Below are 15,509 nucleotides of genomic sequence, written 5' to 3'. Positions count from 1 at the left end.
ACACCCCACACCCCACTTCCTAACTTCCCAAATCTCTTTAACTCTTGATTAAAAAATGGGACTCTCGCAGGATATAAAAGTTCTTTTAATCGAGGATAATTTAGCCGAAGCTCGATTATTAAAGGAAATTCTTAAGGGTAATGAAAAAAAAGAATTTCATCTGGTTAATGTGTCAAGATTATCGGAGGCAATTTCTCTTTTAAAACAAACAAATTTTGATGTAATTTTATTAGATCTAACTTTACCAGATAGTCAGGATTTGGAATCCTTAGCTCCCCTTTTGATTACGGCTCCGAAATTACCAATCGTGGTTTTAACTAATACTAATGATGATAATTTAGCTTTGGCAGCACTACGTCAGGGAGCGCAGGATTATTTAATTAAAAGAGAAGTAAGTTTAGAAATTTTAACTCGATCGCTATGTTATGCGATCGAGCGAAAACAGATGGAGGAAGCTTTACGAGAATCGAACGAAGCTTTAAAAATGAGCGTGATTGAACGCACTAATCAACTGGAAAAAGCTCAGGAATTAAATCAGTTAAAAACTGAATTTGTTTCCATGTTATCCCACGATTTTCGCAATCCTTTAAATAAAATTTTACTCTCGGCTGGATTATTAGAAGAAAGTCGCGATCGGTTGACAAAAGATCAGCAAGTTAGCTATTTTCGCATGATTCGATCGGCCATTAAAGACATGGATCAATTGCTCACAGAAGTGTTATTAATTGGTAGGGCCGATTCTGGGAGATTATACTGTCAATTTGATCCAGTGGATTTGCTCGATTATTGTCAGAAATTGGTAGAATCTTTTATGGTTAAGCCAGAAAAACAATCGGCAATTATTTTCCAAATTGAGGGCAGCTTAGAAAGAGGACTTTGGGATGTTAATTTAATTAAACATATCTTGACAAATTTACTGGGAAATGCTATCAAATATTCACCACAGGGAAACCCCGTAGAATTTAAGATTATTGTCGAATCCGAGCAGGTAGTCTTTAAAATTATCGATCGAGGCATTGGTATTCCTAGCAAAGATCAAGAACATTTATTTAAACCTTTTTATCGCGGTAGCAATGTCGATAATATTCAAGGAACAGGATTAGGATTAGCCATTGTCGGACGCTGTGTGGAAGCGCACAAAGGACAAATTTACCTAGAAAGTGAGGAAGGAAAAGGCACAAAGATCACGGTGATTCTACCGATTATTACCGACATTGAACACCTAAATTGAGATCAACAATAGGGTGGAACCACAATTTTTTTTCTGCTGCCCCTCTCTCCTCTCCCCTAGGGTTGATTCATAGTGGGGGACTTGCGCTTTGATAATGTACCTTTTGGGCGAACGCAGTTCGCCCCTACATTGTGAACAAAATCGGTTACTGTAGGGGCGCAAAGCTTGCGCCCTCCGATCGATCAGGTTTGCTGATCACTCTAAGTAGGGGGAGAGCCTTCGAGAGCCTCCGCAGCTAAGGGACTTGCGCTTTGATAATATGCCATCTGGCTGGTCTGATCCTTCTACAGAGGGATTTTCTGGCTGGGATATTATTCCCACGCAAGTCCCTAGGGTTGATTCATGAATCAACCCTACCTCTCCCCTCTCCCTGCTCCCCTTCCATAGGATTGAAGATCACCCTGAGCGTTCATCCGATCGAGTGATTTTGCGGAAAAGTGTTAAAAAAGATTGCTGTTTGTAAAGACAACTGTTACCGTGGGTTCAAGAGTGCGCTTTAAAGGAGGAAAAATCCCATGCACCCTAACCTATCCATCTATCCCCGGATTGCTTCGCTACTTATGTAGGGCATAGATGCACAAATCAAAGATTTCAGAAGCAAAACCAATAAATTTCTGTACTGTTGCTTAAAACAGGAGTTTGATCATGAAATTACAGGGAAAAACAGCCCTAGTCACGGGGGCATCCCGGGGCATTGGACGAGCGATCGCATTAGAATTAGCCCGACAAGGTTTAAGCAGAATTGTGATTCTTGCCAGAGATCAAGAGCGATTAGACAAACTAGCCAAAGAAATTGAGTCCCTAGGGGTCATTGCCACACCTTTAGCCCTAGATTTAACCGAAAATGACCTTGTTAGTCCTTCAATTATCCGCGTTTGGCAAGAATGTCGTGGCATTGATATCCTCGTTAACTGTGCCGGTATTGCCCATCAAACCCCCTTTCTGCGCTCGCAATTTTCGCAAGTGCAAGCAGAAATATCTTTAAATCTGATGGCCATGTACACGGTCACTCGCTTAATTGCCCGCCGGATGGCAATTCGGGGACAGGGAACCATCGTCAATGTTTCCAGCATGATGGGTAAAATTGCCGCTCCTAGCTTCGCTACCTACTCGGCCACCAAATTTGCCATTTTGGGTTTTAGTCAAGCTCTCAGGTCAGAATTACGGGAACACAACATCAAAGTTGTCACCCTCTTACCCTCTTTAACCGATACGGATATGGTGCGAGAATTGCAGTTATTTCGATGGTTAAAGCCGATGAGCGCCGAAGAAGTCGCCCAAACCCTAATTACCGGGTTAAATAGGGAAAAAACGGAAATTGTCGTCGGTTGGCAAAGTCATCTAGCTCTTTGGTGTCAAAAATTGGCCCCGAAACTGCTGGAGAAAATTGTCGATTTAGCCTCTCCCTTGCGCCAAAGCAAAGGAAAGCGAGGATGGCGAGAAGTGCTTAACTAGGGTTTAATTAAATCCATCAGGGTGAGCCATGCTCACCCTAATCACCTTAACCAACAGGCAATTAAACGGCTGTCAGGGTTTTTTCTAGAAGTTGTCGGGGAGCTTGAACCGAACCACGACAGTGGATTTCGGCAGAATTATTGGGACTTTCAATTAGTTTAACTTTATCTAATTCGGCTCCTAATTGGCGGATTGGTTCCTCTAATAGTTGAGCGATATGTAGGGCAATATTTTCCGCGGTGGGAACCACTTCGGCAAAGTAGGGAATATCCTTATTTAAAAAAGCATGATCGAAGGGTTCCACTACCAATTCATCGATCGCTTTTTGTAAATCTCCTAGATCTACAATCATACCGGTGCGGGGATCGATTTCTCCCGCCACGGATACTTCTAGGTGATAATTATGGCCATGACCGTTTACCCTGGCGCATTTGCCGTAGATTTCCGAGTTTTGTTCCAGGGTTAATTGCGGTAAAGCCAAACGATGGGCGGCACTAAAATGGGTTTTGACGGTTAAAGTTGCTTCCATATCTTTTCCTTGATATTCTGCCCACAATTCGGGGTGTTCAAATAGTTGAATTTTGACTAATGGTAAATAGGGTGCTAATCTTTGCCAGATAACTCTGGCGATATTTTCTGTGGTGGGTAGGGTTTGCTGAAATTCCGGCCAGACTTGATTGAGATAGGAGTAGTCTAATTGACTGGTTATCTCTCGTTTAATTACCTGTTTCACGGTGGAGAGATTCTCCACCATGCCATAAAGATTGAGTTCTTTGTATAGGGAGACGTATAATTCGTAATTGTGACCATGACCGGGAAAACGGCTACCAAGACCAAAAAGTCTTTGATTTTCGGCTTCGTCCCATTCTGGTAGATAATAGCGATGGCTGGCTGAAAACCGCGCTCGACGATTGATGATGCAATCCATAAATGTGGGCGATCGATGACTTTGTAAAGTTACGTTAAGGTAACTCTTTCTAGCATAAACCAGTTTTGTCCCCCCCAGCTTGCAGACTGGGGAAAGTTATCCCTCAATTCTGGTATGGTGCGATCGCTGTGAGTCTATATTGAGATTTTGCTATTTTTAAATATTCCGCTAGTTTCCGTTGAATTTTTTTCTTTTTTCTGGGTCTTGTGGCCATTCTAAACTGGATTTTACCCCAATATAAACCTATTTCTTTTTTTAAATGTTTGTGACTTGATAACTACTTAAGTAGATAGGTATTAAAAACTTTCAGATCCCCCCGCCTATCGGCAACACCCTTATCAAGGGGGGCAGGGGGGATCGAACCTAAAATCCATTTTTAATTTAATTATAACCAGCTACTTAACTCGATTCGTTATTCTTGATTATTGTCAGTAATAATCGCTAAAATTGCCAGTTGATGGAGAGAATAAACGGCCTTCTTGAGTGCCGCTCTCTGTTTTTTCAAGACTAGGATACCAAAAGTATTGACAAATGGACAGCTTTGCTGTAAGTTTGCTGGTGATAATCCTATAATTAGTCGCTCCGTAAGGATAACAGCTAAAACTAAAAAACTATTCAGGACTAAGAATCATTTATGAAAGCGATCGTTTTGACCTGCGATAAGTACATTAAATTTGCTGATCACATGATTTATACTTATCAAAAATTGTGGCCAAGTAATCCTTTTACTTTTCGTGTTCCCTACGACAATTATCCTGAGAACTTAGCAAAATATGGCGATAAAGTGGAGTTAATTCCGATGGACTGTTCCAAGATCAGGGATACGGTTTTAAATCTCTTAAAAGACTTGCCTGATGAAGAATGGATTTATTGGTGCATGGATGATCGTTACCTGATCCGAATTCAAGAAGAGGCAGCTAATGATATCTACAATTTTGTTATCAATAACACCGAGTCCGATTTCCTAACAGTTCTCTGCCTGCGCCACCTTAAAGGTGGTTACTTTAAAAGCGACAAATTTATTCAAGAAGGAGTCAAGATTCTCACCCCTAAAAAGCAAGTCGTTTTACGAGAAACGGTATTTTCTCAAGCAGATACTCTCCCGGATCTCTGGTCTCATCAATTTATAAAAGTAAAAGCTTTGAGAAGAGTTTTTGAAAGTTTTCCTCATCGACCATTTGTTGCTAAGGAAATGGATAGTTTCAGAATTACAAAGTTAGTGGGAGAAAGACAATTAATTGTGGACAAGAATATAGCCGTGTATGGGGAAAGCACCAGTCGCGGTGAAATCACAGAAAATTGCGCCGCTAGTTTTAAACGCTGGGGAATGGAGTTACCGACGAATATGAACATCTCTAAGAAATATCATGTAGTAGGAGAACTTCCCTATCAATGGCTAGGATTAAAAATAACCCCTCCTCCCAGAGTCAAACAGTTTTTAACCGATGTTACTCGCTGGTATTGGCGCAATGTGTGAGGGGTTGAAACCTCATCTCATACTAAATCCGTTGAGTATAGGCTACATATCAGGAAAGGCAAGAGGCAAGAGGCAAGAGGCAAAAGGAGGAATAAATAATCAGTTTTTAATAACCAGATTTAGTATCATCTAGAAGCAGACCCGTTCTTTTTTTTTGATTGTTCAGCCAAGTTCCACAGAGACGAAATTTCGCCTCTGTTAGCCGGACTGATAGCCGATTGAATCGCTAATAATTTTCTCGAGGATTTGTGCTAGGAGGATTTTCTTGGTAGGAAAAGCTGCTACCAAACTCGAATTCCTGTCCGTAGGCTTCCTCTCCGTGTTGAGGCACATCTAACCCTTCTGCTTCCGTATTCGGTTTAACCCGCAAGTCCATAAATAAACCGAGAACTTTCAGGATGACAAAAGTGCCGACGGCAGCAAAGACATAAGTAGCGGCAACGCCAACAAATTGCGTCCACAGTAACCCCGGATTCCCAAAAAATAAACCATCATTTCCGGCTGAATTAACCGCTTTTGTGGCAAAAAGCCCCGTAAGCAGCGCCCCTATCGTCCCGCCGACACCATGGACGGGATAGGTATCCAAAGAATCATCAAAGCGCAATTTTGCCCGGAGACTAACCGCAAAAAAACAACTAAGGGCAGTGATCGAACCAATCAGAATCGCCCCAATCGGCAGCACATAGCCGGCAGCGGGAGTAATACCGACTAATCCCCCTAAAAATCCACTAGCAATACCGATCGCCGTCGGTTTACCGCGTAAAATCCATTCTATAAACATCCATGTCAAACCACCAGCCGAAGCGGCGATACTGGTATTAACAAAAGCTGTCGTGGCTAGGGAACTAGAGGAAAGCGCGCTACCACCGTTAAAACCAAACCAACCAAACCAGAGTAAACCGATACCGAGGAGAACAAACGGCACATTATGGGGTGCATAGGTTTGAGTGCCAAAACTGCGACGCGGACCGATTACCCAAGCGGCCACCAGTGCGGAAATCCCGGAACTAACGTGAACAACGGTTCCACCGGCGAAATCCAGCGCCCCAGTGGCCGCCAACCAGCCCTTACCCCAAACCCAGTGAGCTAGGGGAGAATAGATAAAGGTGGACCAAAGCAGTAAAAACCAAAAATAGGCCTTAAAGTTAACCCGTTCCACGATCGCCCCTGAAATTAAAGCCGGGGTGATGATCGCAAACATCATCTGATAGACCATAAACACTTGATGGGGAACCGTGGGAGCATAGCCGGTGCTATCGGGTGCGGCGGCGGTGACTCCATTGAGAAACACCCAATCCAGACCACCGATAAAAGCTTCGATCCCTTCACCAAAGCCACTTTTACCCGGGGTGACATCAAAGGCCAAACTATAACCCCAAAGCACCCAAGTTACACCAATTACGCCCATGGCCACCAAACTCATCATCATGGTGTTGAGAACGTTACGCGAACGCACTAAACCCCCATAAAAAAAAGCCAGTCCGGGGGTCATTAATAAAACTAAAGCCGAGGAGATCAGCATCCAAGCGGTATCCCCAGCACTAATCGGATTGGGGGGAGCAGCGGCGATGGTTTCCGCAAAAACTGGGGCAACTCCGCAATTGAATCCCAGTGCCAGCAAAAGTACGGTTATTCCTACGATCTTTTTCATTGACGGTTGCTGCCTAGTAGCAAGATTAATTTTTTCTGTCCGGAAAGAGACAAAAACCGAAAGAGAAAAGGTTTAGAAGGCAATTATAGCCACCGATCGCATCGGGGCGAGGCCTTCTTCCTTTTCTCTTTAACTTTTTTGGGGATCAATTAATCTATCTTTACAAGGTTTAACCTAACGACTGCTAGGCGTTTCCATGTCAACACTGGAAGCATAATAGCCACCAGTAACGATATCGGACTCCTTGACGAAACCGCTATAGGCTTCCATTCCGTGTTCACCCACATCCAAACCTTCCATTTCTTCTTCGGGAGTAACACGAATACCGAGGGTAGCCTTAAGGATTGTCCAAACAATACCACTGACAATCACGGTAAATGCCCCTACTGCCACAATTCCGATAATTTGGTTAATAAACAGTTGGAATTGACCGGTGATTAAACCCGCATCTTTGTTGAAGATACCGACGGCTAAGGTTCCAAACACACCACAGACGAGGTGAACGGAAGTTGCACCCACCGGGTCATCAATTTTCAGGTTATCGAAGAAAGCCACCGAGTAAACCACGACCACACCGGCAATTAAACCGATGATTGCCGCCGACCAATAGGAAACACCATCACAACCGGCAGTAACGGCTACTAAACCAGCCAGAATACCGTTAATAATCATCGAAAGGTCAGGTTTACCATCTTTCGCCCATGCGGTCAAGGTAGCGGCAATACCCCCCGCAGCCCCGGCGAGGTTAGTGGTGACAGCGATATAGGGTACAGTTTCATTAACCGCTAAAGCAGAACCGGGGTTAAAACCAAACCAGCCAATCCAGAGAATTAAACAACCCAAGGTCGCGATACTCATGTTATGGCCGGGTAAGGCACTGGTGCGACCGTTGATGTATTTACCCATTCTCGGGCCGAGAATTGCCGCCCCAGTTAGAGCAGACCAACCACCGACCGAGTGAACCACCGTCGAACCGGCGAAGTCTTTAAAACCAAGGTCAGCTAACCAACCGCCACCCCAAACCCAGTGACCGGTGATCGGGTACATGATACCGACGATAATTAAGCTAAAAACGAGGAAATCGGTGAATTTAATCCGTTCTGCCACCGCCCCAGATACAATGGTTGCCGCCGTTCCCGCGAAAGCGACTTGGAACAGGAAAAACACCGAGGTGGGCAAATAGGCAGGCATAACGTAGCTGGCAGGATCGCTACTGCTGAGGAACCAACCTCCTGTACCGAAAAACTCGTTACTGACAGACCCAAACATCAGGGAGAAACCGATCGCCCAAAATGATATGGTGGAGAGGGCGAAAACGATCAGGTTTTTGGCGAGAACGTTAACGGCGTTTTTCTGGCGACAGAATCCCGTTTCTAGCATCGCAAAACCCGCGTTCATGAAGATCACGAGGATAGCGGCAATCAAAACCCAGATTGTATTAAGGGCGTTTTGGACATCTTCGGGGGTTAAGGGTTTCGCATCTTGGGCCTGTACGGCCGTGTTCCAAACCACAAAAATAATCGCAGACAAGGGAACACAGGCTAACCAGACAGGGTTAATTTTCGGTAATAAACCGACAAGTTCCCCAGATTTTCGAGCAATTCGTTTCATCGTTAATTCGTTTACTTTGTTGAGTTAGTAGGTCGATTCATTACTTTTGAAAATAATTACCGAGCAATTATGTCCGTTCAACCGCTAAATCCTAGGAACAGAGGTCAATCATTTCAGAAGACCAAACAGCTAGGGATTTATCTTGATGTGTGAGTAGTCAACGTTTTTCGATCTTTGTTTTTTTTTATTTGAGATTTCTGTATCCTCTGATACGTTTCACTTTAAAATAACAATAGTAGAGAAGTTATCAGTTATCAGATGTGAGTTTTCCGTTCACTGATTACTGTTTACTGGACGGCTACGCCGTGCCTTTGGCAACACTGAAAAAAGCTTCCCACTGATCACCGATTACTGTTTACTGATCACTGATCAAGTCTCCCCTCCTTTGGAGAAATCAACCATGGCCCGGGCAACGGAATTTGATCGCAAAATGATGCAAAGATGTCTAACCCTTGCTAGGCAAGCCTTGGGGCGAACTTCTCCTAATCCTTTGGTGGGTTCTGTGATTGTTCAAGAGGGTATAATTATCGGCGAAGGTTTTCACCCAGGGGCCGGACAACCCCATGCAGAAGTTTTAGCCCTGAGACAGGCAGCAGAAAAAGCCCGTGGTGCCACTTTATACGTCAATCTTGAACCCTGTAACCACTATGGACGTACTCCACCCTGTAGCGAGGCAATTGTGCGAGCAGGCATTAAAAAAGTGGTGGTAGGGATGATCGATCCTAATCCCCTGGTGGCGGGGAAAGGCATTCAAAGACTAGCATCGGCAGGCATCGAGACGCTGGTGGGAGTGGAGGAGTCCGAATGTCGTCAAGTCAATCAGGGTTTTATCCATCGCATCACCGCTAAAAAACCCTTCGGTATCCTCAAATATGCCATGACTCTCGATGGCAAAATTGCCGCTACTAGCGGTCATAGCACTTGGATTACTAGCCCCGCTTCTCGCCAAATAGTCCATCAATTGCGATCGGCCTGTGATGCGATTATCGTCGGCGGTAGCACTGTCCGTCAAGATAATCCCCACCTAACCACTCACGGCCTCTGTAATCATAATCCCCTGCGCGTGGTCATGACTCGATCGCTCGATTTACCCCCCTCGGCCCATCTTTGGGATACCAGTCAATTTCCCACGCTTGTCTATACACAAACTGATTCTAATGTCAAGCTTAAGCAACAATTATTAACAAAAGGGGTGGAAGTGATCGAACTAACCGAGGTGACACCCACTTTAGTGATGGAAAATCTTTATCAGAGGGGATTTTGTCAGGTTCTGTGGGAGTGCGGCGGCGGTTTAAGTGCAGCTGCGATCGCTGAGGGCATGGTACAAAAAATTATCGCTTTTATTGCACCCAAAATTATCGGGGGAATTAATGCACCTACTGCTGTGGGTGATTTAGGTTTCCAGTTAATGAGCCAAGCTTTACAGTTAGAAAATGTCACGGTTAATTATCTCAATCCCGATATTTTGATTGAGGGATATCTACAAAGTAAACAGTAGAGCTATTGCAATTCTGGCTCAATGAGCAAATCTCAACCAACCGCTTGCCAAAGTCAAAAAGTCATCAATAACTGCGATAATCTGGCACTTACCCCTAATTTTTGTGATCGAGTTCTAGAAATCGCCCCGCTGCCGTTAAATCCCTTTATCGGTACGGTTATCCCCCTAGAAGAAGTTGGGCAATCGCTCTGTGATCAATAGTGCCATCATCGAGCAAAATAAAAAAGTTAGAATAGTCAAGCCCTTAGTGATTGAACGTATGACGGTACTCGAAAAAGGTAATATCACGATTCATACCGAGAATATCTTCCCTATTATCAAAAAATCCCTCTACACTGACCATGAAATTTTTCTGCGGGAATTGATATCTAATAGTGTTGATGCCATCTCGAAATTAAAAATGGCTTCCTTAGCAGGAGAAGCGAGAGGAGAAGTCCCCGAACCAGAAATTAATCTCGCCATCGATAAAGAAAATCGTACCCTATCAATTACCGATAATGGCATCGGGATGACGGGGGAAGAAATCAAGAAATATATTAACCAAGTTGCCTTTTCCAGTGCGGAAGAATTTATCAATAAATACCAAAAATCAGCCAACGATTTAATCGGTCATTTTGGTCTAGGTTTTTATTCGGCCTTTATGGTGGCTAAAAAGGTAGAAATTGATACTCTTTCCTATCAAGAAGGTGCTACCCCTGTCCATTGGTCTTGTGATGGTTCTCCCGAGTTTGAATTAACCGATTCTTCCCGCAGCCAAATCGGCACTACTATCACCCTAACTTTAATGGATGAGGAAGGGGAATATTTAGAACCTGCCCGCATTCGCCAGTTAGTCAAAACCTACTCAGATTTTATGCCCGTTCCCATTAAAATTGATGGGGAAGTGATTAATCAACAACGGGCCTTATGGAAAGAATCTCCTCAAAATCTGACTAAAGAAGACTACCTAGAATTCTATCGTTATCTCTACCCTTTCCAAGAAGAACCTTTACTCTGGGTGCATCTGAATACCGATTATCCTTTCTTGCTCAATGGTATTCTTTATTTTCCCAAACTCAGACCAGATGTGGATGTGTCAAAAGGACAATTAAAGTTATTCTGTAATCAGGTTTTTGTCAGCGATCATTGCGAGGAAATTATTCCCGATTTCCTGATCCCCTTGCGAGGAGTTATCGATAGTCCAGATATTCCTTTAAATGTGTCTCGAAGTGCTTTAACCAAAGATCGCACCGTTCGCCGTATTGCCGATTTTATTGCCAAAAAAATTGCTGATCGCCTCAAATCTCTCTACAATGAAGACGCAAAAGAATATATTCGTTGTTGGGAAGATGTGGGAACTTTTATTAAATTTGGTTCCTTAAAAGAGGATAAATTTAAACAGCAGGTAGAAGATATTTTAATCTATCGCACTACCTACAAAACCCCAGAAACTGCGGTACAAGTGGAAGTGCAAACTGCCGAAGGTGACGCATGGCAAGAAACAACGGCGAAAACTCCCCTAGAAGCGATCGAACAGGAAGGTTATACTACTCTCAAAGCCTACCTAGAACGCCATAAAGAACGCCACGAAAATCGAGTTTTTTACTGTACCGATCCTCGTAGCCAATCCACCTACGTTGAACTCTACAAAAATCAAGGGTTAGAAATTCTCTTCTTTGATTCTTTCATCGATACTAATTACTTTATTCCTTTCCTAGAAAGAGAATATTCTGATGTGAAATTCACCCGGGTTGATTCTGAATTAGACTCGACGCTGCTCGAACAGGATCAAGCTAGTGAAATTATCGATCCGGGTAGTAATAAAACCCGGGCTGAATTAATCAAAGAAATCTTCGCCAAAGCTCTCGATAATTCCCGCATCAATATCAAAACTGAAGCCTTGAAATCCGATGATCCCCAAGGTACTCCCCCGGCAATTGTCTTGCTTCCAGAAGCAATGCGACGCTTACAGGAAATGACGGCAATGATGCAACAAAAAGCCATGGCTTTCCCCGAAGAACATATTCTGATGATTAATACTAATCATCCCTTAATTCAACAGATTGTCCAGATTAGTCAGGGAAGTATTGTTACCGGTAGTGGCGAATCTCCATCGGCGCAATTAGCGAAAATGCTCTGTCAGCACGTTTATGATTTAGCTTTAATCGCTCAAAAAGGATTTGATGCCGAGGGAATGCAAGCTTTTGTGGAACGTTCCAATCGCGTTCTGACTAAGCTAACCGAAAAGATTTAATCTATTGCTAAACTTTGGCTGTTCCGATATGCTGAGAGTGTGTTAATTCACACTCTATTTTTTTAACCCAATCAATATGATCTAGCGATAAGCTATCTTGCCGCCATCAGCCTTGAATCAGTTATCAGTTATCAGATGTAAGTTTTCAGTTCACTTATACTGTTTATTGTTTGCTGTTTACTGATAAGTAGGGAGGCACAATTATTTGTAGGATGGGTTAGCGGTAGCGTAACATGAGCGGGCGTTGGGTTTCATGCTTCAACCCAACCTACGTTCTGTTTACTGATAACTGTTTACTGATAACTGATAACTGATAACTGATAACTGATAACTGATAACTGAAAAATGCGCTTACCCACCCTCAAATATGAGCGAGGAACCTTAATTCTCCATCCACCACCAAAAGGGAAAAAATGGCTAGATTTTGCCACTTGGGATGATCGTATCGAAAGATTTCGCATTTTGGCCATTCATTATCGTCCTCTCGTGGAAACCCTACAGGAGGAGGGCATTAACTTCCAAGATGAAGCAAAAGCTTTTAACAATTTAGAATTAATTGCCAGTTTTGAACGGGAACCCTACCCCCACCAAACGGAAGCGCTAATCGCTTGGAAAAAATCCCAGAGAAGGGGTGTTATCGTCCTTCCCACCGCTGCCGGCAAAACCTATCTTGCCCAATTAGCTCTACAATCGACTCCCCGCAGCACCTTAATTATCGTGCCGACTATTGATTTAATGCACCAGTGGTATGCCCAGATGTTGGCGGCTTTTCCCGATGCCGAGGTGGGATTATTAGGGGGAGGTTCTAAGGATAATAGTGCTATTTTAATCGCCACTTATCAAAGTGCGGCAATTTATTCAGAAACTCTTGGCAATCGTTACGCTTTTTTGATTTTTGATGAATGTCATCATTTACCATCGGATTTCTTTCGGAAAATAGCGGAAGATTCAATCGCACCCTATCGTTTAGGCTTAACAGCAACACCGGATCGCGGTGATGGTAGTCATCAGGATTTAGATTATCTTATTGGTGCAATTGTTTATCAAAAAAGTCCCCAAGACTTGTCAGGAAAAGCCCTAGCGGATCATGAAATAATTCAAATCAAAGTGAAACTATCTGCCAAAGAACAGGAAAAATATCAAGAAGCAATTAAAATTCGCAATGATTTTTTAAGAAAAAATAATCTCAGTTTGTCCGGTTTAGATGGTTGGCAAAATTTTGTCATGATTAGTGCCAGAAGTAGCGAAGGGCGCCGGGCGATGTTAGCGCACCGGGAGTCGAAGGAAATATCCTCCGGAACCCAGGGAAAATTGCGGGTTTTAGCCGAGTTAATCTGTGAACACTATCCGGAAGCAATTTTAATTTTTACTAACGATAATGCCACAGTTTACCGCATTTCCGAGAGCTTTTTAATACCTGCCATAACCCATCAAACTCCTGTGAAAGAACGCCATGAAATCCTGACCCGTTTTCGTCAGGGAGAATACAAAATTCTAGTGACTTCCCATGTTCTTAATGAAGGGGTTGATGTGCCGGAAGCACGCATCGCGATTATTTTATCGGGAACCGGTTCCACGAGGGAATATATTCAGCGTTTAGGACGGGTTTTAAGAAAAGGCCAACAAGAGGATAAACGGGCGATTTTGTATGAAGTGATAGCCGAAAATACGACGGAGGAAAAAACCTCCCAACGACGACGGGGAGAGCATAAAAATAAAACTAGCTATAAAACCGGTAATCGACAATTGGAATTATTGCCTTCTCCTCCGAAAAAATCTTTTTCTTTCCCGAAAGCTGCCGAATCTTCTACCCCTTGGGTAAGTTCTCCAGAGTCAGAGGAAGAATAAAAAATTTCTCTGGGGTATTTTCCTCTATAATAAAGGTAAGTAGGTAGGTGTTAAAAGTTGTCAGATACCCCCCTTATCAAGGGGGGCAGGGGGGATCCCCCCGCCTATCGGCACCCCCCTTATCAAGGGGGGCAGGGGGGATCAGAGGCAAAATCTATCTTCAATTTAATTATAACTACTTACTTAAAAAATCTGGATTGATACCCCTATGACCGAACTTGCTCAACAAAAATGTCAACCTTATCAATCGGGTTCTTCTCCTATCACTGCCGAGGAAATTACCGCTTTACAGGCTAAAATTCCCGATTGGAATCTCTTAGAATACGAGGGTATTCCCCGTCTGCAAAAACTCTATAAATTTGCCAATTTTCAAGGGGCAATTGCCTTTACTAATGCCGTGGGAGAAGCGGCGGAAAAAGAAGGCCATCACCCGGCTTTATTGACAGAATGGGGTAAAGTTACCGTTTCTTGGTGGACCCATGACGTGGGGGGATTACATCAAAATGATTTCATCATGGCTGCCCGTACCGATGATATTTATCGCCAACAAAATGCTTAATCGTAGGCACGAATCATCGCTTGGGTTCCCTGTTTAATGCCCTTGCCTTCGTCCAATTCCGCTACTACTTTAAATAAAGCTTCTGCTAAATCTGTCCCAGGCAGAATTTCCCTGGCTGTCTGGGCAGTTTCTTTGACTAATCGCAAATCTTTTAAGATATGTTCAATCATAAAAGCTGGCTGTAAATCTTGGGCGAGGATTTTTGGTCCCAAATTTTCCAACGCCCAAGAACCTGCCGCCCCCGTTTTACAGACTTCTATGACTAAATTGGGGTCTAATCCTTGAATTTTTGCCATTTTTAGAGCCTCACACAGCGCCACCATGTGAACCGCCCCCAAGACTTGATTACAGAGTTTTACTGCTTGTCCGTTGCCGATTTCGCCACACCAGCGAATAGTTTTACCCATGGCTTGAAAACAGGGCAAACAAGTCTGAAAATCCGCTTCTTTCCCTCCCACCATAATAGTTAAAGTGCCGTTTTTCGCCCCAATATCGCCCCCAGAGACGGGAGCATCGAGAAAACGGAGATTATTTTCCTCTAGCTTTTTACCAATCATCCTAGCGGCTTGAGAGCCAATGGTACTCATATCCACCACCAGAGTTCCCACGGCTGCCGATTCCATGACACCCCCCGGTCCTAAAATTACCGCTTCCACGTCAGGCACATCCCCGACGCAGGTAAAGACAATCTCGGCATCCCTGACGGCGGCGGCAATACTAGGACAAATGCTCGCACCTGCTGCCCCAGCAATGGTTATCCCCGGCGCTTCTGGGCTGCGATTCCAAGCATTGACAGCAAAACCCTGACGGACAAGATTAGCCGTCATCGGCGCTCCCATTACTCCTAATCCTAAAAAGGCAATTTTTTGACTCATAATTTTGGTAATCAAGGGAATTATAAATTATGAATTGTGAATTATGAATTATAAATTATGAATTATGAAGTGGGAAGTTTTTTCAGTAAACAGTAAACAGTGAACTGAAACCTGATAACTGAAACCTGAGAACTGATTACTGA

12 protein-coding genes are annotated in these 15,509 nt (G+C 43.6%); 8 read left to right on the top strand and 4 right to left on the bottom strand.

The window, feature by feature from the left end:
* The first annotated feature begins 55 nt into the window (after positions 1-55).
* Both IQ224_RS06545 and IQ224_RS06540 read left to right on the top strand, forming a co-directional pair.
* Positions 56-1,231, top strand: a complete 1,176-nt coding sequence (locus IQ224_RS06545; protein WP_002744277.1) for a hybrid sensor histidine kinase/response regulator — start codon at positions 56-58, stop codon at positions 1,229-1,231.
* A gap of 645 nt (positions 1,232-1,876) precedes the next feature.
* A complete protein-coding gene (locus IQ224_RS06540) occupies positions 1,877-2,686 on the top strand; it encodes an SDR family oxidoreductase (RefSeq protein WP_002744278.1) in 810 nt (269 codons plus the stop codon).
* Between the two features lie 61 nt (positions 2,687-2,747).
* Here IQ224_RS06540 and IQ224_RS06535 read toward each other — a convergent pair whose 3' ends face one another.
* The gene (locus tag IQ224_RS06535) at positions 2,748-3,614 is read right to left on the bottom strand and encodes a 6-carboxytetrahydropterin synthase (protein ID WP_002744279.1); all 867 of its coding nucleotides are present in this window, start codon (positions 3,612-3,614) and stop codon (positions 2,748-2,750) included.
* A gap of 634 nt (positions 3,615-4,248) precedes the next feature.
* Between IQ224_RS06535 and IQ224_RS06530 the strand changes: the two genes are divergently transcribed.
* Positions 4,249-5,091 carry a hypothetical protein gene (locus tag IQ224_RS06530; protein WP_002744281.1) on the top strand — a complete coding sequence of 281 codons (843 nt, stop codon included), beginning with the start codon at positions 4,249-4,251 and terminating at the stop codon, positions 5,089-5,091.
* A gap of 226 nt (positions 5,092-5,317) precedes the next feature.
* Here the strand turns inward: IQ224_RS06530 and IQ224_RS06525 are convergent, their stop codons facing one another.
* Positions 5,318-6,742, bottom strand: a complete 1,425-nt coding sequence (locus tag IQ224_RS06525) for an ammonium transporter (protein WP_036401035.1) — start codon at positions 6,740-6,742, stop codon at positions 5,318-5,320.
* A gap of 174 nt (positions 6,743-6,916) precedes the next feature.
* On the bottom strand, positions 6,917-8,353 hold the full coding sequence (locus tag IQ224_RS06520; protein ID WP_002744285.1) for an ammonium transporter: 1,437 nt from the start codon (positions 8,351-8,353) through the stop codon (positions 6,917-6,919).
* Positions 8,354-8,753: 400 nt separating this feature from the next.
* Between IQ224_RS06520 and ribD the strand changes: the two genes are divergently transcribed.
* From ribD to IQ224_RS06495, 5 genes are all read left to right on the top strand, one after another.
* Positions 8,754-9,851 (top strand): bifunctional diaminohydroxyphosphoribosylaminopyrimidine deaminase/5-amino-6-(5-phosphoribosylamino)uracil reductase RibD, encoded by a 1,098-nt coding sequence (gene ribD, locus IQ224_RS06515; protein ID WP_194032730.1) that lies wholly within the window; start codon positions 8,754-8,756, stop codon positions 9,849-9,851.
* 21 nt (positions 9,852-9,872) lie between these two features.
* Complete coding sequence (locus tag IQ224_RS06510) at positions 9,873-10,052, top strand: hypothetical protein (RefSeq protein WP_002744289.1); 180 nt, start codon at positions 9,873-9,875, stop codon at positions 10,050-10,052.
* Between the two features lie 58 nt (positions 10,053-10,110).
* Complete coding sequence (gene htpG, locus IQ224_RS06505) at positions 10,111-12,084, top strand: molecular chaperone HtpG (protein WP_002744291.1); 1,974 nt, start codon at positions 10,111-10,113, stop codon at positions 12,082-12,084.
* Between the two features lie 345 nt (positions 12,085-12,429).
* Positions 12,430-13,932 carry a DEAD/DEAH box helicase gene (locus tag IQ224_RS06500; protein ID WP_002744292.1) on the top strand — a complete coding sequence of 501 codons (1,503 nt, stop codon included), beginning with the start codon at positions 12,430-12,432 and terminating at the stop codon, positions 13,930-13,932.
* A gap of 208 nt (positions 13,933-14,140) precedes the next feature.
* Entirely contained in the window at positions 14,141-14,491 is a 351-nt protein-coding gene (locus IQ224_RS06495) for a 4a-hydroxytetrahydrobiopterin dehydratase (protein ID WP_002744294.1), read from the top strand.
* On the opposite strand, the gene IQ224_RS06490 is transcribed toward IQ224_RS06495, so the two are convergent.
* Entirely contained in the window at positions 14,488-15,366 is an 879-nt protein-coding gene (locus IQ224_RS06490) for an NAD(P)-dependent oxidoreductase (RefSeq protein ID WP_002744296.1), read from the bottom strand. The genes IQ224_RS06495 and IQ224_RS06490 overlap by 4 nt on opposite strands.
* Positions 15,367-15,509 lie beyond the last annotated feature (143 nt).

This window comes from Microcystis sp. LEGE 00066 (genome assembly GCF_015207925.1).
Classification (GTDB): domain Bacteria; phylum Cyanobacteriota; class Cyanobacteriia; order Cyanobacteriales; family Microcystaceae; genus Microcystis; species Microcystis ichthyoblabe_A.
Note: the sequence above shows the minus strand (reverse complement) of the source record. Positions and strands in the feature narration are given on the sequence as shown.

Bases quoted from the DNA above. Each gene is read 5' to 3' on its own strand.
- IQ224_RS06545 (WP_002744277.1), top strand. From the start codon at position 56: ATGGGACTCTCGCAGGATATAAAAGTTCTTTTAATCGAGGATAATTTA.
- IQ224_RS06540 (WP_002744278.1), top strand. From the start codon at position 1,877: ATGAAATTACAGGGAAAAACAGCCCTAGTCACGGGGGCATCCCGGGGC.
- IQ224_RS06535 (WP_002744279.1), bottom strand. From the start codon at position 3,614: ATGGATTGCATCATCAATCGTCGAGCGCGGTTTTCAGCCAGCCATCGC.
- IQ224_RS06530 (WP_002744281.1), top strand. From the start codon at position 4,249: ATGAAAGCGATCGTTTTGACCTGCGATAAGTACATTAAATTTGCTGAT.
- IQ224_RS06525 (WP_036401035.1), bottom strand. From the start codon at position 6,742: ATGAAAAAGATCGTAGGAATAACCGTACTTTTGCTGGCACTGGGATTC.
- IQ224_RS06520 (WP_002744285.1), bottom strand. From the start codon at position 8,353: ATGAAACGAATTGCTCGAAAATCTGGGGAACTTGTCGGTTTATTACCG.
- ribD (WP_194032730.1), top strand. From the start codon at position 8,754: ATGGCCCGGGCAACGGAATTTGATCGCAAAATGATGCAAAGATGTCTA.
- IQ224_RS06510 (WP_002744289.1), top strand. From the start codon at position 9,873: ATGAGCAAATCTCAACCAACCGCTTGCCAAAGTCAAAAAGTCATCAAT.
- htpG (WP_002744291.1), top strand. From the start codon at position 10,111: ATGACGGTACTCGAAAAAGGTAATATCACGATTCATACCGAGAATATC.
- IQ224_RS06500 (WP_002744292.1), top strand. From the start codon at position 12,430: ATGCGCTTACCCACCCTCAAATATGAGCGAGGAACCTTAATTCTCCAT.
- IQ224_RS06495 (WP_002744294.1), top strand. From the start codon at position 14,141: ATGACCGAACTTGCTCAACAAAAATGTCAACCTTATCAATCGGGTTCT.
- IQ224_RS06490 (WP_002744296.1), bottom strand. From the start codon at position 15,366: ATGAGTCAAAAAATTGCCTTTTTAGGATTAGGAGTAATGGGAGCGCCG.